The sequence below is a fragment of the Hymenobacter lucidus genome, from assembly GCF_020447265.1.
Taxonomy (GTDB): Bacteria; Bacteroidota; Bacteroidia; order Cytophagales; family Hymenobacteraceae; genus Hymenobacter; species Hymenobacter lucidus.
Genome location: NZ_JAJADR010000004.1, coordinates 217361 through 239091, shown reverse-complemented (window position 1 = coordinate 239091; position 21731 = coordinate 217361). Strand labels below are relative to the sequence as shown.

The following is a 21731-nucleotide window of genomic DNA, read 5'->3' as shown; positions in this document are numbered from 1 at the left end:
TGTCGGGGAGTTTGTTTTTAAACTAAAAACTAGAAACTACTGCTAAAGCCCCTCTCCCAGAGGGGAGGGGTTGGGGTGGGGTTACACCACTTTCACCTTTTCCTCGAAGGCCTTGTCGGTCACCTGGTCGAAGAGGGCGACGAGCTTGCGGAAGCTGTCGGGCTCGTGGATGGACTTGGCGGCGTCGTTGAGCTGGTTGAGGAAGTAGTTCTGACTGAGGCCCTTGTTGAAGAAGTCGTTCCACTTCTTTTCCACCGGCTTGCCCGCAATCATGGCGTTGAAGTCGTCGGTGGTCAGATCGAAGGGGCGGAAGGAGCGGCGGTTCTGGCTGAGCTCCTTGAGCCACTCGTCAACGCCGTACTCGGGGCTGTGCAGGAAGTTGTTGAGCTCCTTGAAGATGGGCTCGTTGCGCAGGGCGTGGGTCAGGTTCAGATTGTCGTGGTAAGGCGCCTTGTCGGTGGGCAGGTGCTGCTTGTGGTAGCGCGAGAAGTAGAGCAGCTGGGTCAGGTGCTTGGCAATCAGCTCCCGGCTTTCGTCGGGCAGGTGGCTGAAGTTCAGATCCTGGGTGTCGGTGCCGAGGCCGTACTCGTGGAAGTGGGGCGCGCCGTTGCGCAGCTCGGCGTCGGAGTACTGCATGAAGTCGACCACGCTCAGGGCCGCCAGCAGCTCGATAAGGTGGGCTTTGTTGCGCTGGGCCGTGCCGCCAGGCTGGTTTTCGTAGGGCGTGTCAGGCGTGTCGGCCAGGTAATACAGCGCGTCGAGGCCCTGCAGGTTGTGCTCGTAGTAGCTGAGGGCGGCCTTGGTTTTGGTCAGAAACGAGTTGGAGTCGATAACCGAATTATCCTCCGATTGCAGCGCGAAGTAGGGCATTACCGTCACGGCGCCGGTCAGGGCGTTGCGCAGGTAGCCGGCGTTGCTGAGACGGGTGTTGGGGTCCTTCAAGTTTTTGAGCAGCAGCGGGAAGCCGGCCGCGCCGGTGCCGCCGAAGATGCTGGAGATAAAGAATACCCGGTCGCCAGCCTGGAAGTTGTCGGCGAAAAACCGGATTTCCGGCGACTCCACTACTTTGTTCAACACGATGCTTCCCACGTTGGGCGAGCCCCGGAAACCGATGGTGAGCGGGCTTTCCAGGTTGTCCTGGGTGAAAAGCAGCTCGACGAGGCCTTTGGAATCCACCGACAGCTGGTCGTAGCTCAGATACTGGCGGAAGCTTTGATTGATGCCGCCGAAGTCGAACACGAAGGTGTCTTTGACGCCACCGTTGGTATCGGCCGAGATGCTGCTGAGCGTACTCATATCCGTCTGGAAGAAACCGTCTTCGCGGGGGCCGAGGTGCTGGTAGATCTGCTGGTAGCTTTTGAGCATGTCCACCGTGCGGTTCATGTCGCCGTTGTGGGCGTCGGGGTCGATGATGATGGGCACCACCCGGTCGCAGTTGGCGAGCTTCACGCCCGAGGCCAGCAGCATGGTCAAGGACCGAATCACGCGGGAGCCGGTGCCGCCAATGCCGAAAATGAACAGTTTAGCCATGTCTTTTTTGAAGTTTGACGAAACTCCCCTCCTCAGCTGAGGAGGGGACGCGCTGCCGAAGGCGGCGCTGGGGTGGTTGGCTCGTTGTTGATGTTGTTTAGCGGGAACGACTCTCAGCTATAGCTCTAATAATCGTTCTGCCACTTCAACCGCCCCTAACCCCTTCTCATTTGAGGAGGGAAACTAGTTTTCTGGCTCTAAAAAGGAGTCGTGCTGGCGTTGGTCGAGCCACGCTTGAGCAGCACAGAGAACAGGAAAAACCAGAACAGGCCCAGAATAGCGTTCCAGGTCGACATCCAGTACACGTAGGAGTGCGAGGCTACTTCCTGGGAGCTGGTTTGCCAGATGCCGATAATGAAAGCCAACAGGGCGTTGATTATCAGAAAAATAACCCAGTGGCGCACCTTATTAAAGGTGGCCACGCCCATGGCCTTGTTGATGAGGTAGTAGAAAATCAGGACCATTGCCAACGACAGGCCGATGGTGAGCAAACCCACGTTGGGGAAAATTACCTCCCGGTACACGGGCGTTTCGGAAGGTGGCTGGGGCGTGCCGATGAGTTCGTACAGAAAGCGGAAGAAACCTTTCATAGTGCGGAATGTAGCGCAAACGGTGGTTTGCAGGGCGTGGAACGAGGTTGGGAGGAATTAAAGCAAGTGCGGATGATACGGGAAACGGTGGTTCACGTTACCGGGCTTAGTCGGCGGGCTGCAGGGTGAGCGGAATGGTGAAAACCGGCGCTTTCTCCTGATCCGTAGCCGTTACGGCCTCTACCCCGTCGAGCAGGCTGCTCAGGGCAAACGTCTTGGCCCCGGCCTGATTGATGTTGCTGTCGTTTTTGGTGGTCCATTGGCTGATCCAGGCCGGGCGCTGGTTTTTCAGCACCAGTTGGAGCGGCCGGGCTGCCTTGCCGAGCTTGGTAACGCGCACTTTCACGAAATGCGTGTACTGATTTTCGGCCCCGCTGCTGTTTTTTGTCTGGTCGTTGGCGGCAAACACGTCGATAATCTTCGCGTCGGTGTCCTGAGCCTGCAGCTGCAAGTTGGGCTTTAGATACTTAACATCCCGGTACAGGCCGGGCAGGGTTTTCAGATCCAGGCCCACCACAAACTCCACCGGCCCTTTGGCCGATACGCTGCTCACGGCCACGGTGTGGTAGGAAGCGCCGGCGGCCCGCTTGCTCGCGTCTTTTTCACCGTAGTACCAGGAGCCCACATTCTGGAAGCGGCTCAGCAGCGACGAAGCCGGCACCGGATATTTCACTCCGAAGTGGACTTGCTGGGCGGGCTGCTTTTCCAGCAGCGCGGCGTCAAAGCGCCGCACGGCATCGGCCGGCCCAATAACCCAGAAGTAGTAGGGAATATCGGTGTCGCAGCAGCTGTTGATTTTCCTGACAGCCGTTTTCAGCGCCGGATAGTAGGCCCCGCGAAAATCTGAGGCGTAGCCGTACACCGACACGGCCAGATCCGGGCGCTGGGCGCGGTTGAGGGCATCGGTAATGTCGGTGCTGATGTAGGGAATGGCCCCGGCGTTTTTCGGCGAGTAGATGAAGTCCGAAATCAACACGTTTACCGTGTTGGGCGCGTAGTAGCCGCTCACCAGCGTATCGAGCACCGTGGGGATGTCGGTGCTGCTGGCCGGCTGCTGAATCCCGCCGCGCACGGTTTGGGAGAGTTGCTGGTAGGAGTCGCGGTAGGGTTTCTCCTTGATGCGGAAGAAGGTTTTGCGGGCCGCGCTGCTGCGGTTTACTTCCGACAAAAATTGCGCTACGTGCTGCTGAAAGCGGGTATTGGAGCCGCTGCCTCCGGTTTTGGGCATGAAGCCTTCCATCGAACCCGATACTTCCAGAAATACATTGATGGCCTGCAGCGGGCCAGCCGCCCCCGCATCGGCCGCAACTGCCGGGGCCGCAGTTTCCTTGGGCGCTACCGCGCCGGGCACTTCGGTGGGTGGCACCTCCGCCGGGGTTTCGGTGCCGGCCTGGCCCTTGATATCATCACGGGAGTAGCAGCCGGTGAGCAGCAGCCCAAGGGCCACAGCCGGAAGCAGACGGAAAGAACTAGTCAAATGCATTCGAACAAATTAAGAGCCGTCGACGGAGCGCCGCCCTCTGCGTACTGCCAGCACGGCCGGCAGGTTGTGGGTGGAACGTACGTAAGGCTATAAAATTTTACGGCAAAAACCGCACGCCGGCCCGGTGCAGTGAGCAAGCCGGTGCTCATCAGTTGGTTAAAACTATTCCAAAGGGCCGCTACCGGATCAAATGAGGTAACTTATCAGTTACTGGCCGCTTTGGGCAGACTGGATTATTTGCGGGTAGTTACTCATCTTGTATCGCCCAACTTGGGGCTCGTCGGTGGGCTTGGCTGGTTGTGTTATACTTATGGTCAAATCCTTTTTAGCGGCCTTGCTGCTTTGTGCCGCGCTGATGAGCTGCGAATCGCGCCAGCCCACGGCTACCTCGGCTCCTGCCACCCCCGCGGAGGCTGCCACTCCCGCCGCTGTGGTGCGCCACCCGGGGCCCGCCATAGCCGATACGGCTGCGGCCTTCGTTACGCTCCATTCCCTGACCGATTCGACACACCGGCCGCCACTTGTCAGCATCGGAAGCCAGCAGTACCGGGTGCTAACCAGCGCCGCCACTGACTCCCACCACCGCCTGCCTGTACCCAAAGACCCAACCGATTCGGCCGAGGTAGTAACGGCCAAATCGGAAGCCATGGCGCTGGAGGGCAGCTACGGCTACGAGGTGGAGTACACCGTGCGCCTGATGGATGCCAAGGGCAAGCCGAAATTTACCACGACACTGCACAAAGCCGATTTTGCCGCCACTATGGGCCCCGACCACGTCAACATGTCATTTGCCGCGCCCCCCGACTTCTATGGCTATCTGCCCAAATTCAATGCCCTGGCCTTTGTCGTGCCTTTTTACCTGCACGACACGGACGACGGTGGTGAGGCGCTACTACTGCTGGACGCAGCTACCGGCAAGGTGCGTCACATTGGTATGCAGGGCTGGGCCTTTGGAGCCAAAGACGATATAACCCTGACCCCCGACGGCCGCACCCTGCTCACCTCCTACGAAATCGTGCATGCCGATGGTCGGCACGTAAAGTTGGCCCGCAAAAATGAAGAAGTGGCCGGTGCCTTACTCGTAGACGACAATACGGTACTAGCGGTGGCTGAGGGCGAAACCTACATTGATGCGGATGGCGGAATGACCAACCGGGAGATAAAAGGCCCCAACGCCCGCCTGCTCGACCTGAACGGACGCGAAACAGGCATCCTCAACTTTCACGGAACTCAGGCAGAAATGGGCTACGGCTTCATTCACCAATATTTGGCCCAGACCCGCTCCCACTATTTGTTCGACGCGGGCAATAATATTTTACTCGTACTCTCCCGCGACAACCCGAAGGCACACCGCCCCATTAGTCTGAGTCGGCTGCGCAAGTTTGCGGCGCCGCAGCGCCCTACCGAAGTCCGGTTTCACCTTGCCTCTGGCTTAGGCAGCAAGCTCACCCTCTACGTCGATACGCTGAGCAGCAGTGCGGTACGCTACTCGCTCGTTGCGCCTACCTACGAGTAGCAGCCGCTTACGTGCTCATTTCTACGTCATCCCAGTCCTGGGCCCGGCTGAACACCCACTCCAGGGCCTTGCGCCGCTCATACACCAGACTCTCCGACACCAGTGCTTCCCGACCGTTCAGGCGCTCATCCACGCAGTACCAGTGTAGGCGGTAATAATAGTCGAGCATCTGGTACAGCTCTGCCTCGGGCCGGAGCGTGCGGGGCTGCGTCAGCTTGGTGTTGTCTTCGTTAGCTTCCAGATTGGGCAGCAACGACGCCATATCGTCGCCGCACCACTCGGTGGGCGCCAGCTCGTCGGTCATGCCGGTAGCCCACATCAGGGCCCACAGGCTTTCCAGGCTCCAGCGCAGATTAATCAATTGCTGCTCGGTCAGTTCGTCGTTGTCTTTGGCCAATAGGGATTCTTCCTCGGGCGAGAGAAACACTAGCAAATCATGCTGGGTCAGCCAGTTACGAATAACGTCGACCGGGGCTTGGAAGGAAATGTTGATTAATGCATTCAGCACGCTCATGCGGCCCTGTACTTCTACTGCCGCGCGAATGGCCGGCGTATCCAGCACCGGCAACCAGTCGCAGATCCGACCGCCCAGGGCCAGCACCTTGCCTTCCGATTCCGCTTTGGTTTGAAACTTGAATTCTTCGCTCATGGCCAGGCCAGATGGAGGTTGCAGGAGAAAAATGGCTTAGCTGTAGTCGATTTCAGTGTTGTCGCCGATGTTCAGGCTATGGTTCAGGCCCCGAAACGACGCGTCGGAGCCCACGATGCAGTCGTGCATCACGGCCGAGCGCAACTCGGAGTAGGAGCCGATGATGGAGTCGCTCAGAATCGTGTTTTTGACGATGGTCCGGTCGCCGATAGCCACGTTGGGCCCGATAATGGAATGCGAAATTGTGCAGTCCTTGCCGATGCTGACAGGCGGAATGATGATGGTATCAGGAAACTCGGGGTACTTGTTGCTCAGAAACTCGGGGCGGTTCAGCAGCTTGGCATTGGCTTCGAGCAAGGAGTCTTTCCGGCCGCAGTCAAACCAGTGGTCCACGGGCGCGGTAGTCATCTGGGCGCCGTCCTGAATCATAAGCATGAGCGCATCGGTGAGTTGAAACTCGTTGTGCGTGCGCAAATCCTGCTCAATCATGCGCTCCAGGGCCGAGGCCAGCCAGGCCGGATCAGCAATTTTGTAGAGGCCTACCAGCGCGTAGTTCGACTTTGGGATGCGCGGCTTCTCAATTACTTTCGTCACCTTCCCATTATTGCTGGTTTCGACCACGCCGAAGATGGAAGGTGTTTTCACCTCCTTCACGGCCAGCACGTTGCCGCTAGTGCGCAGCAGCTCGGGCAGGTCCACGTCTACTATCGTGTCGCCGAGCATGATGAGCACGCCGTCCTGGTCGTGGCGAAACGTGTCGCGGGCCAGCCACAGGGCGTGACCAATACCTTCGCGCGGCTCCTGCACCACAAACGTGGAGCGCAGGTGCGGATACTGGCGCCGGACGTAGCTCTCGATTTTCTCACCCAGGTAGCCGATGATAAAGACAAACTCCTCAATACCGGCACCTTGCAAACGGTCGATGATGTGGCCCAAAATGGTATTGCCGGCCACCGGCACCAGCGACTTAGGCTGGGTGTGGGTGTGGGGGCGCAACCGGGAACCGATACCAGCGACGGGGATAACAGCTTTCATGCGTTATGAAACAGGCGTAAGTCCGCAAAATAGTGAATCATTGCGGGAGCGGACCATAGTACAACCGCAATGAGTTGAATTCGTACTGCAAACCCAGCCGTAGCACCCGGTTTGTAGTACCGAACTGCTACCTTAACCCGCTTCTTCCCCTTTTTCCTTTCAACTCCCTATTCTTTTTTCACATGAAACGTCTTCTTCTCTACCTGCTCGGGCTGGTCGTACTTCTCTCCCAGTCGTCGTGCGGCTACAACACGATGGTGTCGAAGGACCAGGCCGTAAAAAGCCAGTGGGCCAACGTGCAGAGCGCCTACCAGCGCCGCTCCGACCTGATTCCGAACCTGGTGAATACCGTGAAAGGAGCCGCTAACTTCGAAAAGTCGACGCTGACCGACGTCATCAACGCCCGCGCCAAGGCTACCAGCGTGCAGCTCTCGGGCGACAACCTGACGCCCGAAAACATCAAGCAGTTTCAGGAAGCCCAAAGCCAGGTTAGCTCCGGCCTGGGCCGCCTGCTGGCCGTATCGGAAAACTACCCCGAGCTGAAAGCCAATGCCAACTTCCAGGAGTTGCAGGCTCAGATTGAGGGCACCGAAAACCGCATCAACGTGGAGCGCAACAAGTTCAACACCGTTACCAACGATTATAACGGCACGGTTAAGTCGTTCCCCAACAACATTTTTGCCGGCATCTTCGGCTTTAAGGAGAAACCGTACTTTGAGGCCGATGCGGCTTCGCAAAAAGCGCCTACCGTTCAGTTCTAGGTTCGTTTTTGGTTTCTGGTTTTTGGTTTTTGGCACCACCCTGCCAAAAACCAAAAACCAAAAACGAATAGCCAAAAACACGCAACATGACCAATCCTATTACCCCGGAGCAGGAAGCCGCGTTGGTGGCCGCCATCCGGCAAGCCGAAATCACGACTTCCGGTGAAATTCGGGTTCATCTGGAAGATACCTGCCCCACGCCCGAGCCCCTGGACCGCGCCGCCCAGGTGTTTGCCGAGTTGGGTATGCACAAAACGGCCCAGCGCAACGGCGTGCTGTTTTACCTAGCCTGGGAAACCCGGCAGTTCGCCGTCATCGGCGACTCAGGCATCAACGCGGCCGTATCCGACGACTTCTGGGAAACCACGAAGGAAACCGTGCTCGAAAATTTCCGGGCCGGCAAGTACGTGGTGGGCCTGGAGCGCGGGGTACGCATGGTAGGCGAGCAGCTCAAGCGCTACTTCCCCTACGACGCGAAAACCGACAAAAACGAGCTCGACGACTCTATTTCATATGGCGACCCTGCGCCGCCTCGCGTATGAGCAACCTCTCCCCTGTTCTGCAGCACCTGCGCCGCAGATTCCTCCTGATCCTGCTCCTCATCGGGCTGGTGCTGAGCACCGGCCTGAGCTGGGCCCAGCAGGTGCCGCCCCGCCCCAATCCGCCGAGGCTGGTCAACGACCTGGCCAATATGCTGCAGCCCGACGAAGAGCAGGCGCTGGAGCAGAAGCTGGTGGCCTACAACGACTCGACTTCGTCCCAGATTTCGGTGGTAACCGTGCCCACGCTCGGCGACGATGAAATTGCCGACTACGCTCAGAAGCTCTACGAAACTTGGGGTATCGGGCAGAAAGGCAAAAACAACGGCGTGCTGGTGCTGGTGGCTGAAAACGAGCACCTGGCCCGTATCCAGACCGGCTACGGCCTCGAAGGCGCCATTCCGGATGCCCTGGCCAAGCGCATTATTTCCAACACCATTGTGCCCGCCTTCCGCGAGCAGCGCTACTACGAGGGCCTCGACCGGGCTACCAGTCAGCTCATTGCGCTGGCCAAGGGAGAGTACCAGGCCGACCAAGCCCCGCCCGCCCAGCGCGGCCGCCGGGATTCGAGCGGCTCGGGCTGGATGTTCTGGCTGGTTATCGGCATCATCGTGCTCTTCATCCTGATGCGCAGCCGCGGTGGCGGCGGTGGCCGGGGCGGCGGGTTCCGCGGCGGCATGATTCCGCCCCTCATCTTCGGCGACTTCAGTGGCGGCCGCGGCGTATTTGGCGGTGGTGGCGACTTCGGTGGCGGCGGAGGTGGTTTCGGCGGCTTCGGCGGCGGCTCCTCCGGCGGCGGCGGCGCCAGCGGCAGCTGGTAAGAATTGTTTCCGAATCAGTTTCCAACAAAAAGGCCTGAACCGATGTGGTTCAGGCCTTTTTGCTTAGGGTAGAATTTCTGCCTTACTCCACTACCACGCGGCGCGTCACCGGGCCTTCGGCATAGTTCACGCGCAGCAGATACACCCCGGCGCGTAACTGCTCAACTGGCAGCGTGAGTGTAGGCTGCGTTACGGGCTGGTTCAGCACGGTGCGGCCCAGGTTGTCGAGCAGCTGCACCGACTGCGGCCGGGCAACGGCGTCGAGCGAGAGACTCAGCGTGGTGTGGGCCGGCACGGGCCAGGCCTGGGTGCGTGCAGCTACGGCGGCGGAGGCCGCTACGTGCAGCACATTCGGGGCCGTTAGGCGGGCAATGCTCATTGCGGGCTGGCCGCTAATAGCGGCGAAGTTGCCGCCCAACACAATGCCACCATCGGGCTGTACCAGCACGGCCTGCACTGCGCTGTTGGGCACGGCGGTCCGGGCGTAGGTAGCATCGGGCTGCCCATCTTCCAGCACCCGCGCTAGGTTAGAAGGCAAGCCCGAGGAAGTAAAGGAGCCGCCAAGCAGAATACGCCGGTTGGGCTGCACGGCCAGCGTATACACTGCGCCCGTTATGGTGGTGCCCGTTGCAAAAACGGCGTCCAGCGTGCCATCGGCATTCAGACGGGCCAGGCTGGAGCGGGCATTGCCATCATACAGACCAAAGAAGCCGCCCACCAGAATTTTGCCGTCGGCCTGCCGGGCCAGCGCATACACCCGCGCGCTGGCCGGGGTGGTGTTGGTATAGGAACCGGTATTGACGAAGGAATTGTCGACAGTGCCGGTGGCCTCGTAGCGTACTACGCGGGCGGTGGTACTATTCCCCTGCTGATACGTGCCGGCTACCACAATTTTGCCATCGGGCTGCACCAGCACATCCTCTACAACGCTTATCTGGCCCAGGCCGGTGGGCACGCCGGGCAGAAAACCCGCATCCACAGCGCCGGTGCTTCTCAGCCGGACCAGGCCATAGACGGCCGTGCCATTGAGTGAAGTCAGCCGGCCGCCCACCAGTAGGCTACCGTCGGCCTGCAACGCCAGGGCATTGATAAGGCCCTGAAAGAAAGCCGCAGTAAACGTGTTGTCGTAGCTGCCGTTGGCGTTCAGGCGCAGCACCAAGGCCGAGGAATTCAGCAGGATTTTGCCATCGGGCTGAATCTGGATGGCGTTGACGGGGCCGGGTAGGGCGCCGGTGTTGCCCGAAAATGCGGCATCCAAAGTACCATCCGCGTTGAGGCGAGCCAGCCGGTATGCCACCTGCCCGTTGAGCTCCGTAAATGTGCCGCCTACCAGCAGCTTGCCATCGGCCTGTCGCGCCACGGCGTAAATGACCCCGGGCAGCTGAAACGTGGGCACAAAAGCCGCATCCAGCGCCCCGGTGCTGCTTAGCTGCACCAGCGCAGACTGCCGGCCGTTGAAAGCCGAAAAATAGCCGCTGACCAACACGGTGCCGTTGGCCTGCAGCGCCAGCCCGGTGATGGAGCCATTGGGCCCGGCTCCCACCTGAAAAGAGGCATCGAGCGTACCGTTGGCATTCAGGCGGGCCACGCCGTTGGCCGGGCCGCCCGCGCTAAGCGAGAAGAAGCCGCTCACCAGAATTTTACCATCGGGCTGCAGCACAATGTTGTTATCGAAATACAGATTGCCGATGCTGCCGGAGGCAAAAGCCGGGGGCGTAAAGCCGCTGTCGACGGTGCCAGTGGCGGTGAGCCGTAGCAGGCCTATGTTGGTGCTGCTGGGGTTCAGGTTGCCGGCCAGCAGGATTTTACCATCGGGCTGCACTGTAATATCCGTCACGACGCTGCCGGCCTCCAGGGTTGGCACGAAGGTATCGTCGTAGCTGCCGTTGGCATTGAGCCGCGCAATACCGCTGCAGGCCTGCCCATTGAAAGTCGAAAAGTACCCGCCCAGCAGAATCTTGCCGTCGGGCTGCACCAGTACGGTATACACCTCATCACTGGCCCCAAAGCCAATATTGAAGCTGGCATCCACGGTGCCATCCGCATTCAGGCGCACCAGGTTGTTGGCTGGGCTAGTGTTGTAGGTATCAAAATAGCCGGCTACCACGACTTTGCCATCGGGTTGCAGGGCACAGTCGTCCACGAAGCCATCGGTGCCGCCAAGCTCGGCGCCGGTAGTCGAAGTCCAGGTGGCATCAATGCTGCCGTCACTATTGAGTCGTGACAAGCCTTTCTGGATGGCTCCGCCCGCGGTTATCTCGTTGCTCAGCCCTACGAGCAGGTACTTATTGCCCGGGGCATTTTTCACCTTTAGGATTTCATTCACCACGCCCACATTCTGCAGGAAGCTCTGGTCGAGCGTGCCAGCGGCATCGTAGCGCACCAGGCGGCTGGTGGCCACCCCACTGGCGCGGGAGAAAGTACCACTGACCACGCGCCGACCAGCGGCATCCACCAGCACGGAATACACCGAGGCGGGGGCGTAGGAAGTGGCGCGGGTGAAAGAGGGGTCCAGCGTTTGGGCACTAACGGCGGGCGCCAGCAGTGGCAACAGCAGCAGGCTGCACAGCAGGAGTCGGAATAGCTTCATGAAAGGGAGATAAGGAGAAAATAAGAAATCGGTAAGCAGGTGATTCAGACAAGCGGCCGGGCGTTGCAAGCACCCTACCAATCAGGCAGAAAAAGGCCTGATATATAGCAGAACACTCTTGTGGCAGCTTATGCGGGCTGAGGCCAGGCCGAAGGTAGCTCCAACGAAGCTACTTCCCCGCACCAGGCTTGGCCGGAATTCAGACTAAGTCGTTTTCAGTTTACTCCTGGTTGATCTGCTTGTACAGCGGCAGCTCGTAGAACGGACGCAGCAGCTGCACCACGTCAAGGGCATCGGCCAGGGCCTGGTGGGCCACGGTGTCGTCGGCGAAATGGGCGCGGGCCTTGCAGATGCTCATCGTGGGCAGCCGCGTGTCTTTGCGCCAGTTCAGGTAGAAGACGGCCGGGTCGAGCAGGGCGGGCTCGTGGCGCACCAGCGTGCCCCAGCCCGGCAAATGCCGCAGAAACGGCACGTCGAACGGCCCGATGTTCTTGCCTGCCAGCGTCACGACCACGCAGTCGTGCTTGTCCACTTTGAAGCCGTGCTGCAGCAGAAACCCACGTAGCTGCGGCACCAGCTCGGGCGGGGTGCAGAGCTCGGGGTTATCGTCTTTGCGGGCCAGCTCTTCCAGCAGGCGGGCATTCAGGGCCAGGGCGCCGGCCGTGCCCACGTACTCGGGGTGGCGCACCACGCGCCGGAAAGAGGGCAGCGCAGTCAGGGGCAGCAGGTGGCGCGTGTCTTCCACCACGGCCGCGAGTTCAATAATCTGGTGCCGGTCAGCATTGCCGCCGGTGGTTTCGAGGTCTAGGGAAACGTAGCGCATATGCCCCGGCTATACGGCCCGGGCGAGGTTTGTGCCGCCCAGGCTTAATGGTCGGCGCGCACCCCGGCCCGGATGGGTACCGGCAGGCGGTTTTCGGCGGGCGGTACCGGGCACGAGTACTTGCCACTGGTGTTGTAGGCGCAGTAGGGGTTGTAGGCCCGGTTGAAGTCGAGGGGCACCACGCTGGCTTTCGGAATCCGGAAGTCGATATACCGGCCGCCGCCGTAGGTTTCGTGGCCGTTGGTGGGGTCGGTGAAGGGCACAAACAGGTAATCCTCGTAGCCGGGCTTGCGCATCAACTCCAGGCCCTGGTACACGCTCAGCTTCAGCTTTTTACCATCCACCACGAAGTGCAGCTCGCCGTACTTGCGGTATTCGGGCTCCCGCAGGCCGGTGGTTTTCATTTTGAACGGCGCCGACAGCGAGTCGCGCACAAACGTGGCTTCCACGTAGTAGCGGTAGTCGGCCGGGAAGAAGGGCAGGCCCTGGAAAGCCGGCCGCGCCTCGGCGGGCAGCGGCGTTTGGGCCGGGTCTCGGTATTCGGCATCCAGCTCCTGCTGAAATGCCCGGATGCTGTCGGCATGCGCGGCCTTTGTGAGCCGTGAGCCGCTCTGGGCGCGGCCGTAGCTTACCAGGCCCACTACCATTGCCAAAGTCAGGACGATGCCTCGCCAGCTGGTCCTATTCATATCTATTTGACACTAAAAAGCAGGCCGCCTCACCGGGGTGGAACGGCAACAAACATACAAAGCCCGGCCCATACTCCGCCTATTCTACCACGATGCGGCGCGTGACGGGGCCATCGGCGTAGTCGACGCGCAACAGGTACACGCCGGCCCGAAAACCGCGCAGGGGCAGCGTGTACCTGCTGCAGGCTGGGGCTGCGTGAGCACCACGCGCCCTACGGCATCAGGTAGTTCCACGCTCCGGGGCTGGGCCTCCGCATCGAGCGAGAGGTTGAGGGCTTTGTGGGCGGGCATGGGCCAAGCCTGGGTGCGGGCCTGCAGCCAGGCATTGGTTACGTGCAGCACTGCCGGGGCCGTGAGACGGACGATTCCCAGCCGCGCCTGCCCGTATACTTTGGGTGAAGCCCCCGATCAGCAGTTTGCCATCGGCTGCTGCGCCGTCGCGTACACGGCGGCGGCTGGTGCAACAGTTGCCGGGGAGTACATGCTGATGGATGCAAACCCGGGGTCCACAGTCTGGGCACGTACGGGCAGATAAGTGGCCAGGACAGCTACCAACAAAGCCGTAATGCGTAGTAGTATCTTCATTCTCCGTTGCTTAGAATAACCAACTAAGCTAACCCTCATTCCGCTGCTGCAACGCCCTGCCCGTTGCTTACCTTCGCCCTGCTATGACCGACATCACCCAGACTCCCCGCAAGCTTTTCCTGCTCGACGCCTTCGCCCTGATTTACCGCTCCCATTTTGCCTTCAGCAAAAACCCGCGCATCAATTCCAAGGGCATGAATACCGGGGCCATCCTGGGCTTCACCAACACGCTGGTAGAAGTGCTGCAAAAGGAAAAGCCCACCCACATCGGCGTGGCCTTCGACGGCCCCAAGAAGACCTTTCGCCACGAGCAGTTTGCTGCCTACAAAGCTCAGCGCCAGGCCATGCCCGAGGATATCGGCACGGCCATTCCTTACATTAAGAAGATTATCGAGGCCTTTGATATTCCGATTCTGATTCTGGAAGGATTTGAAGCCGACGACGTTATCGGCACGCTGGCCCGACGCGCCGAGGAGCACGGCTTCGAGGAGGTGTACATGATGACGCCCGATAAGGACTACTGCCAGCTCGTCACCGAGAAAATCAAGATTTACCGGCCCGCCTTTATGGGCAACTCGGCCGAAGTGCTGGACCTGGCCCACGTGCTGCAGCGCTTCGAAATAGAGCGGGTGGAGCAGGTCACCGACATTCTGGGTTTGCAGGGCGACGCTTCCGACAATATTCCCGGCATTCCCGGCATCGGCGAGAAGACGGCCAAAACCCTGATCCAGAAGTACGGCTCGGTCGAAAATCTGATTGCCCACTCCCACGAGCTGAAAGGCAAGCAGCAGGAAAACGTCATCAACTTCGCCGAGCAGGGTCTGTTGAGCAAGGAGCTGGCCACCATTCACGTAAACGTGCCCCTGCCCTTCGAGCCCGAACAGCTCTGCTGCTCGGCCCCCGACGAGGAAAAGCTCACCGCCCTGTTCGACGAGCTGGAGTTCCGGCAGTTGGCCGCCCGCATCCTCAAAACCGGTCCGGTCCGTACTTCGGCTACACCTATTAGTCCTGCCAAAGGCAAGAAAAGCCTGGTGCCCACCGGGGCCGGCCACCAGGCCTCGCTGTTCGCAGCCCCTGTGGGCATCACCGAGTTTATCGAAACCGACCCGGCCGACGCGCTGCCCACCACCCGCCGCACCCTGGCCGAAGTCCCCCACCAGTACCACCTCATCGACACGCCCGCGCTGCGCAAAGAACTCCTTAAGTTCCTGCTGCTCCAGAAGGAAGTCAGCTTCGACACCGAAACCACTGGCCTCGATACCATGACGTCGCGCCTGGTGGGTTTGAGTTTTTGCTGGTTGCCCGGCGAGGCCTACTACGTGCCCGTGCCCCACGACGACCAGGCGGCCGCGCAGGCGTTGATAGACGAGTTCCGGCCGTTTCTGGAGCACGAGGGCATTCTAAAAATCGGGCAGAATATCAAGTATGACCTGACCATTCTCAAGCACTATGGCATCCGCATCGGCGGACCGCTGTTCGACACCATGCTGGCCCACTACCTGCTGGAGCCCGACATGCGCCACAATATGGACGTGCTGGCCGAAACCTACCTGCACTACACGCCGGTGTCTATTATCGAGCTGATTGGGCCCAAGGGCAAAAAGCAGAAGACCATGGCCGACCTGCCCCCGGCCGAAGTATCAGACTACGCCTGCGAGGATGCCGACGTGACGCTGCAGCTCAAGCACGTTTTCGAGCCCAAGCTGGCTGAGCTGGGCTTGCTGAAGCTGCTGAACGAGGTAGAAAATCCGCTGGTACCGGTGCTGGCCGACGTGGAGTACGAAGGTGTCCGGATTGATTCCTCGGCCATGGGCGAATACTCGGCCGAGCTGCAGGGCTATATCACCGACATCGAGAAGCAGATTTTCGCGGCGGCCGGCCAGGAGTTCAACATTGGCTCGCCCAAGCAGCTGGGTGAAATCCTGTTCGACAAGCTCCAGCTCGGCGGCGGAAAAATCAAGAAAACTAAAACCGGCCAGTACGCTACTGGTGAGGAGATTCTGAGCGTACTGGCCGTCGAAAACCCGGTGGCGGCGCTGGTGCTGGAGCATCGCCAGCTCACCAAGCTGCGCAGCACCTACGTGGAGGCCCTGCCTCAGCTGGTGTGCGAGCTGGACGGCCGCGTACATACCAGCTTCAACCAGGCCGTAACGGCTACCGGACGCCTTTCCAGCACCAACCCCAACCTGCAGAATATTCCGATCCGGACGGAGAAGGGCCGCGAAATCCGCAAGGCCTTCGTGCCTCGTGATGCCGACCACGTGCTGGTAGCGGCCGACTACTCCCAGATTGAGCTGCGCATCATGGCCGACTTCTCGCAGGACGCCACCATGATTGAGGCCTTCCGCCAGGGCATCGACATTCATAGCAGCACGGCCAGCAAGGTGTTTAAGGTGCCCCTGAGCGAGGTGGACTCGGAAATGCGCCGCAAGGCCAAAACCGTCAACTTCGGCATCATCTACGGCATTTCGGCCTTCGGACTGGCCCAGCGCCTGGGCATCGGCCGCAAGGAAGCCGTGGATATCATCGACGCTTATTTCGAGGAATTCCCGGCCGTAAAGCAATTCATGGACGCCAGCATCAACAAAGCCCGGGAGCAGGAATACGCCGAAACCCTACTGGGTCGCCGCCGCTACCTGCGCGACATCAACTCGCGCAACGCCACGCTGCGGGGCTTCACCGAGCGCAACGCCATCAACGCCCCCATCCAGGGCACGGCCGCCGACATCATCAAGATTGCCATGATTCGCATCCACGACTGGCTGGAAAAGGAAAACCTGGGCACCAAGATGATTCTGCAGGTCCACGATGAACTCGTGTTCGACGTGCCCAAAACGGAGGTCGACTACGTCATTCCCCACATCAAGGAGCTGATGATAAACGCCCTGCCCCTGAGCGTGCCCATGGAAGTGGAAGCCGGCACCGGCCAAAACTGGCTGCAGGCGCACTAGGCGAGGGAATTTGCAGCCTTATTTACTTAGCCCGTCGTGCTGCGCCTGCCGCCGCACGACGGGCTTTTTTGCGCCCGACTAGTATCCGACCGGGCGGTGAGCCGTATAGCCGGATTCACCTTCACCAGGAAAACCCATGCCCGACCAGACTCCCACTACTCCCCTACAAGATGTAGCCCGCGTGCTGTTGGGCAGCTTTATGGTTGTGGCCGGCATTGGCCACCTCACCTTTGCCCGTCGCGAGTTTCAGGCCCAGGTGCCGGATTTTGTGCCGCTCGACAAGGATACGGTAGTGCTGCAGTCGGGCGTGGTCGAAATCGGGCTGGGGCTGGCGCTGCTACTCTGGAAGCGGCGTCGCACCGAAATGGGCCTGGGGCTGGGGGCTTTCTACGCGGCCGTGTTTCCCGGCAACGTGCACCAGTACACTCACCACATTTCCGCTTTTGGCCTCGATACCGATGGCAAGCGGCTCGGCCGGCTGTTTTTCCAGCCCGTGCTCATTGCCACGGCGCTGTGGTCGACGGGCGCCCTCACGAACCTGCAACGCAGAAAATAGTTGCCAGCACCCGGAAAATACAAAAGGCCGGAATCCTGCGCGGGTTCCGGCCTTTTCGTATGCTTACAACAGCTGACTTCGTGGGTTTACTGGGCCGTAAACGTAGTGGTGGTCACGGCCGTCAAGTCGGGCTGCACGATGGTGTTTTTCAGCACCAGCTTCGACGACGACAGCTCGGCAATGTCCATCTGTACGGCGGCACTGCCACCCAGCTCCGGTGAGTTGATGTAGATTTTGGTTTGGTCCGAGTTGATATCCCAGGTACCCATAGCCATCTGCTCGCTATCGGCACACACATTTTTGCCTTCGTTTACTTCCAGCGACTTGTTGGAGTTGAAGACAATGTAGTTATCCTTCTCGCAGGCCTCCAGCGTTTTATACGCATCCTCGGTACCCGTCTGGGAGCCGGTGTACGTGACGGTGGCGGCCGTTACCTGCCATTTTTTGCCGGTCAGCGTACCGGCTTTCGATTCAACCTCATCTTTTTTGCAGGACCCGAGCGAGCCTACCAGCAGTAGAGATAGTACAATAAGGGAAGAGCGTTGCATGAAAGTAATTGAATTAAGAAAAGTGTGGACCAAGTTAAGCTCATTTGCAGCTAGCTACCAAGCATTTCACTCCTCATCAGGCATTTTATCTTAAACACTGGCCCGCTGCCGCTGGTATAGTACCCGATATGAACGAGAATACAATTTCCGCCGCACCGGCTACTTTCGATGCCGTCGTTATCGGGGCCGGGCCCGTGGGGCTGGCCTGCGCGCTGGAAGTGCGGCGCCGGGGCCTCAGCGTATGCGTGGTCGATAAGGGTGCGCTGGTCAATTCGCTGGTGGGCTACCCTACCAATATGGAATTCTTTTCGACGCCCGAGCTGCTCGAAATCGGGGGCTATCCGTTTCCCACCGCCCACTACAAGCCCCTGCGCGAAGATGCCCTCGACTATTACCGCCGCGTGGCCGTGGCCGAGCAGCTGCCCCTGCGCCTCTACGAGCGGGTACTGAGCCTCGAAGGTCAGCCCGGCGCCTACGAAGTCGTCACCGAAAAAGGCCGTCTGGCTACCCGCTACGTCATCGTTGCTACCGGCTTTTTCGATATTCCCAACCGCCTGAGCGTGCCCGGCGAAGATGCGTCCCACGTGAGCTACTACTACAAGGAGCCGTATGCACACGTTGGACAGCAGGTGGTGGTTATCGGGGCCAAAAACTCGGCTGCCAAGGCCGCCTTGCAGCTGGTGCGGGCCGGGGCGCAGGTTTCACTCGTCGTGCGTGGCGCGGCCATTTCCGAGTCGGTAAAGTACTGGATTCGCCCCGACCTAGTAAACCGTATTGCCGAGGGCCGTATCCGGGCTTACTTCCATACCACCGTTCAGCGTATTTCGGCGGCCGGCGTGGCCGTGCTTACCCCGGAAGGCCCCGCCACCTTGCCCGCCGACTTTGTGTATGCCCTCACCGGCTACCACCCCGACTATAGCCTGCTCGCCGCCCTAGGCATTAGTTGCCAGGACGATGTTGCCCGCACTCCCTCCCACAGCCCGGACACCTTCGAAACCAACCGCCCCGGCGTGTACGTGGCCGGTACCGTGTGCGGCGGCCTCAATACCAGCCGCTGGTTTATTGAAAACGGCCGCCACCACGCTGCCGTTATTGCTGCTCATTTGGCTGCAACAAGCTTATAGAAGCGGTAAAAAACACGGGCCCACTGCCTTTGAGAAAGCAGTGGGCCCGTGTAATACTCAGCTAGCTAAAAACTAGAAAGCAGTGTAAGTAACCAGATAGGTTTCCGTCACATTGTTATCCGTTTCCGTCTGCTTGATTTTGAGCGTTGTGGCACTCAGCTCAACGATGTCATACAGCTCACCGGAAGAGCTGGTTGAGGTTTCTGACAACAGCAATTTGGACTCATTCGAGGTGAAGTCCCAAGCTCCTTTGGATGATTGGGGGTCAGATGGTGAGCACCGGGTGGCACCCTCATCGAACACGGCCGACTTATCGGTATTGAACTTGAGGAAATCGTCTTTGGTGCAAGCGGGCGTATAAGGGTTTTTGTTCGGATCTACGCCATTATACAAGTCGATGCTGTTGGTGGCAGTGCCCGATGTTATGGTATATACGGCAGCAGAAGCGCGCCAGCTTTTGGCCGTCAGCAGGTCAGATTTAGACTGCGGCTTCACATCCTCATTATCTTTTTTGCAGCTGGTGAAGGCGCAGGCAAGAGCGAGGATGGCAATGGGTAAACGTTTCATAGAGAGGATAAAAAAAGGTGAAAATACAAGCGGGTACTGGCGACGCATAAGCAAGCCTTAAAGCCTTGACAAACGGCTAATGGGACAGGCACACAAATAGCAGCGTACAAAGCTAATAGAAGCAATGAGTTTCCAGCGCCTAAAAGCAAAGCAGCTGCCTTCTCGGGTGAGAAGACAGCTGCTTTGCTTTTAGAAAATTACCGCGGCAGGCTACTTTTTGGAATAGGTGTAGGTAAACTTATGGTCGCCATCGGTCAACGTCCGGATGCCGCTTACTTTCAACGTGTTGTCGCTTAGCTCAATAATATTGAAGCTGCTGCTGCCCAGGCCCTGCACGTTGGTTTTCAGAATCGTCTCGTTGCTGTCGAACGACCAGGTGCCGGTGTACTGCTGCGGGTTCGATGGGTCGCAGCGCGTGGGGCCTTCGCTCAGCAGGCAGGTGCCATTGGCGTCGTAACGCATCAGGTCGTCCTTGTCGCACTCGTCCAGGTAAGGAAACAGATCTGTTACCACGGTGCCATCGTCGGCCGTCAGGCCGGGCGTCACCGTCTGGGCCGCCAGTTTCCAGTCTTTGCCGGCCAGCAGCTCGGTTTTGGTCTTGGCAGGTGCAGGGTTGCTTTCCTTGTCTTTTTTGCAGGATGACGCTCCCATGGCAGTGGCGGCCAACAAGGCAAGCAGGGGTAAGTTGAATTGCGTTTTCATAGCGCGGACAAAGGGTATGAGGTTGGAGAAAAAAGCCTTTTCAACACTTCCAAACTTCTGTCTGTCAGTGTGAAACAAAGGTATAGCCTCCCTCCCACGCCTTGCAAAAAGCCCGCATCACATGATCCGGCTATTCCCAATACTCGTTGCAGCATCTATACATTTTCCATTATTTTTTTGCATCACATTTACATGTAGCTTATCTGCATTTCCCAGTAGATGAAAAAGCAACATTACCCTCGACCGGAACAAAAAAGCTCCCCCTCTGACCAGAGGGAGAGCTTTTCAACAGCTATTCTACAGAAGGTTGTGCTTATGGGAAACGCACGCCGCGGTAAGCGCCGGGGTTCAGTTGGGGCACGCTCGAGCCGTAGGTTGCATTGATGGCCTTAATCATCTCATTGGCTACAATGGCATAGCCGCGCGGCGTTGGATGCACGCCATCCAGTGAGAACAGGTTGCCGGTCACAAAGCTAGCTGTGTTGGTAATACCGTTGGTGATTACACCGTTACGGGCAACCGTAGTGAAGTAAGCATTGGCATCAAACAGGGCCAGATTGCGCTTCTGGGCTTCTGCCGTGATGACGGCATTCAGTTCGTTGGTACGGTTCGTTACGCTGGTAATTTCAGCAGCATCCAGCACAAACTGGCTGGGCAGCGGGTTGGCCATCGTAGCGCTGTAGCCTACGCCAATAGGCAGCGTAGTTTGGGTAGCACCGGTGCCGATAACGGCCCGCGCAGGCAATAGCAGCAAGTCGTTGGCCGTAGCCTCCCGTATCGTGTTGGTACCAGTCCGGATGTAGAGGCTGGCAGCACTGGCATTCGGAATCTGTGGGTTGGCTTTGATGCTGGCAATAACTGCTGCTACGGGCACCGTCGTGAACAACGGTACGTTGGTCACGTTCGGAATGGTAGCTACCAGGCCTTTGGTGCCACCAGTCGTCAGCACGTCCAACATCTGGTTGTACTTGGTGGTGAATTCGGCCACCGGCGTGAGTGTAGCACCTACGCCACCGGCGGTAGCAAACCCGAGCACGTCGTTGTTGCCCAACCAGTTCGTGAAGAAGGTTGGCTTGATGGTGTTTACCCGCTCCTGCACATACTGCAAGTAGCTGGCGGGCGAAGTACCCAACATACGCTCAAAGTAAGGGTTGAAGCCAACTGGGTTGTTCAGGCCATACCCGGCCGTGGTGATATCGGCGATGCGGATGCCGGGCACACCCAGGTTCTGGTTGCCGGTGCCGGTGTACTTGGCCAGCAGCGGCGTCTTGCTATCGGCTCCGATACCCACGGCAGCATTTGCTGCCACGTTGCCGATAATGGGGTTGCCCGTCGCGTCGAAACCGGTGATACGCAGGTAGCCGCTGCCGTTGCTTTGGGCTGAGTTGAACAAAGGCTGCTCAAACTCGCCCCCGCCGGCTGCCTTAAACTGCGTGGCCAGCAGATTAGGATACGAATTGAGTTGGCCTTCCAGATATAACCCGTTATCCGAGAAGCCCGCCGTCAGGGAATTGCCCACGGCGATGTAGCGCGTAAAGTCGGCAGAACCGGCGCTGGATTTGAAGTCACTTTCTAGGTCGGGTTGGCACGCAGTGATGCCCAGCCCCAGCAGTGCCACGAAGGGCACAAACTTGCGAAACATTGTAGTAGTCATGAGACGAGAGGGGAAGGG

Annotated in this window: 21 protein-coding genes; 7 read left to right on the top strand and 14 right to left on the bottom strand. The window is 59.1% G+C overall.

Going from position 1 to position 21731, the window contains the following annotated elements:
• Positions 1-81 precede the first annotated feature (81 nt).
• The 3 genes from LGH74_RS15105 to LGH74_RS15095 all read right to left on the bottom strand — a co-directional run bounded on the left by LGH74_RS15105 (position 82) and on the right by LGH74_RS15095 (position 3597).
• Positions 82-1530: an FtsZ/tubulin family protein gene (locus LGH74_RS15105; protein WP_226176941.1), complete on the bottom strand. Its 1449-nt coding sequence runs from the start codon at positions 1528-1530 to the stop codon at positions 82-84.
• Positions 1531-1727: 197 nt separating this feature from the next.
• A complete protein-coding gene (locus tag LGH74_RS15100) occupies positions 1728-2120 on the bottom strand; it encodes a hypothetical protein (protein ID WP_226176940.1) in 393 nt (130 codons plus the stop codon).
• A gap of 106 nt (positions 2121-2226) precedes the next feature.
• On the bottom strand, positions 2227-3597 hold the full coding sequence (locus tag LGH74_RS15095) for a hypothetical protein (RefSeq protein WP_226176938.1): 1371 nt from the start codon (positions 3595-3597) through the stop codon (positions 2227-2229).
• 316 nt (positions 3598-3913) lie between these two features.
• On the opposite strand from LGH74_RS15095, the gene LGH74_RS15090 reads away from it, so the two are divergent.
• Positions 3914-5119: a hypothetical protein gene (locus LGH74_RS15090; RefSeq protein WP_226176936.1), complete on the top strand. Its 1206-nt coding sequence runs from the start codon at positions 3914-3916 to the stop codon at positions 5117-5119.
• Between the two features lie 7 nt (positions 5120-5126).
• Here the strand turns inward: LGH74_RS15090 and LGH74_RS15085 are convergent, their stop codons facing one another.
• Both LGH74_RS15085 and LGH74_RS15080 read right to left on the bottom strand, forming a co-directional pair.
• On the bottom strand, positions 5127-5768 hold the full coding sequence (locus tag LGH74_RS15085; RefSeq protein ID WP_226176935.1) for a DUF4272 domain-containing protein: 642 nt from the start codon (positions 5766-5768) through the stop codon (positions 5127-5129).
• 36 nt (positions 5769-5804) lie between these two features.
• Positions 5805-6803, bottom strand: coding sequence for a sugar phosphate nucleotidyltransferase (locus LGH74_RS15080; protein ID WP_226176934.1), 999 nt, complete (start codon positions 6801-6803; stop codon positions 5805-5807).
• A 182-nt stretch (positions 6804-6985) separates the two neighbouring features.
• Between LGH74_RS15080 and LGH74_RS15075 the strand changes: the two genes are divergently transcribed.
• The 3 genes from LGH74_RS15075 to LGH74_RS15065 all read left to right on the top strand — a co-directional run bounded on the left by LGH74_RS15075 (position 6986) and on the right by LGH74_RS15065 (position 8924).
• The gene (locus LGH74_RS15075) at positions 6986-7564 is read left to right on the top strand and encodes a LemA family protein (protein ID WP_226176933.1); all 579 of its coding nucleotides are present in this window, start codon (positions 6986-6988) and stop codon (positions 7562-7564) included.
• Positions 7565-7650: 86 nt separating this feature from the next.
• The gene (locus tag LGH74_RS15070) at positions 7651-8106 is read left to right on the top strand and encodes a TPM domain-containing protein (protein ID WP_226176932.1); all 456 of its coding nucleotides are present in this window, start codon (positions 7651-7653) and stop codon (positions 8104-8106) included.
• Positions 8103-8924: a TPM domain-containing protein gene (locus LGH74_RS15065; protein WP_226176931.1), complete on the top strand. Its 822-nt coding sequence runs from the start codon at positions 8103-8105 to the stop codon at positions 8922-8924. Before LGH74_RS15070 ends, LGH74_RS15065 begins: the two co-directional genes overlap by 4 nt.
• Before the next feature lie 82 nt (positions 8925-9006).
• Here LGH74_RS15065 and LGH74_RS15060 read toward each other — a convergent pair whose 3' ends face one another.
• From LGH74_RS15060 to LGH74_RS15040, 5 genes are all read right to left on the bottom strand, one after another.
• Positions 9007-11514: a T9SS type A sorting domain-containing protein gene (locus tag LGH74_RS15060; protein WP_226176930.1), complete on the bottom strand. Its 2508-nt coding sequence runs from the start codon at positions 11512-11514 to the stop codon at positions 9007-9009.
• Between the two features lie 220 nt (positions 11515-11734).
• Positions 11735-12337, bottom strand: coding sequence for a 3'-5' exonuclease family protein (locus LGH74_RS15055; protein WP_226176929.1), 603 nt, complete (start codon positions 12335-12337; stop codon positions 11735-11737).
• A 44-nt stretch (positions 12338-12381) separates the two neighbouring features.
• Positions 12382-13026: a DUF1684 domain-containing protein gene (locus LGH74_RS15050; RefSeq protein WP_226176924.1), complete on the bottom strand. Its 645-nt coding sequence runs from the start codon at positions 13024-13026 to the stop codon at positions 12382-12384.
• An 84-nt stretch (positions 13027-13110) separates the two neighbouring features.
• Complete coding sequence (locus tag LGH74_RS15045; protein WP_226176922.1) at positions 13111-13368, bottom strand: hypothetical protein; 258 nt, start codon at positions 13366-13368, stop codon at positions 13111-13113.
• A 66-nt stretch (positions 13369-13434) separates the two neighbouring features.
• The gene (locus tag LGH74_RS15040; protein ID WP_226176920.1) at positions 13435-13611 is read right to left on the bottom strand and encodes a hypothetical protein; all 177 of its coding nucleotides are present in this window, start codon (positions 13609-13611) and stop codon (positions 13435-13437) included.
• Positions 13612-13694: 83 nt separating this feature from the next.
• On the opposite strand from LGH74_RS15040, the gene polA reads away from it, so the two are divergent.
• Positions 13695-16562 (top strand): DNA polymerase I, encoded by a 2868-nt coding sequence (gene polA, locus LGH74_RS15035; protein ID WP_226176918.1) that lies wholly within the window; start codon positions 13695-13697, stop codon positions 16560-16562.
• 136 nt (positions 16563-16698) lie between these two features.
• Complete coding sequence (locus tag LGH74_RS15030; protein WP_226176916.1) at positions 16699-17118, top strand: DoxX family protein; 420 nt, start codon at positions 16699-16701, stop codon at positions 17116-17118.
• Positions 17119-17204: 86 nt separating this feature from the next.
• On the opposite strand, the gene LGH74_RS15025 is transcribed toward LGH74_RS15030, so the two are convergent.
• A complete protein-coding gene (locus LGH74_RS15025) occupies positions 17205-17666 on the bottom strand; it encodes a lipocalin family protein (RefSeq protein ID WP_226176914.1) in 462 nt (153 codons plus the stop codon).
• Positions 17667-17794: 128 nt separating this feature from the next.
• On the opposite strand from LGH74_RS15025, the gene LGH74_RS15020 reads away from it, so the two are divergent.
• Positions 17795-18790 (top strand): YpdA family putative bacillithiol disulfide reductase, encoded by a 996-nt coding sequence (locus tag LGH74_RS15020; RefSeq protein WP_226176912.1) that lies wholly within the window; start codon positions 17795-17797, stop codon positions 18788-18790.
• Between the two features lie 72 nt (positions 18791-18862).
• Here the strand turns inward: LGH74_RS15020 and LGH74_RS15015 are convergent, their stop codons facing one another.
• The 3 genes from LGH74_RS15015 to LGH74_RS15005 form a co-directional block, all read right to left on the bottom strand.
• Complete coding sequence (locus tag LGH74_RS15015) at positions 18863-19357, bottom strand: hypothetical protein (protein WP_226176909.1); 495 nt, start codon at positions 19355-19357, stop codon at positions 18863-18865.
• Between the two features lie 210 nt (positions 19358-19567).
• The gene (locus tag LGH74_RS15010; protein WP_226176907.1) at positions 19568-20059 is read right to left on the bottom strand and encodes a lipocalin family protein; all 492 of its coding nucleotides are present in this window, start codon (positions 20057-20059) and stop codon (positions 19568-19570) included.
• A gap of 313 nt (positions 20060-20372) precedes the next feature.
• Positions 20373-21713, bottom strand: a complete 1341-nt coding sequence (locus LGH74_RS15005; protein ID WP_226176905.1) for an SGNH/GDSL hydrolase family protein — start codon at positions 21711-21713, stop codon at positions 20373-20375.
• Positions 21714-21731 lie beyond the last annotated feature (18 nt).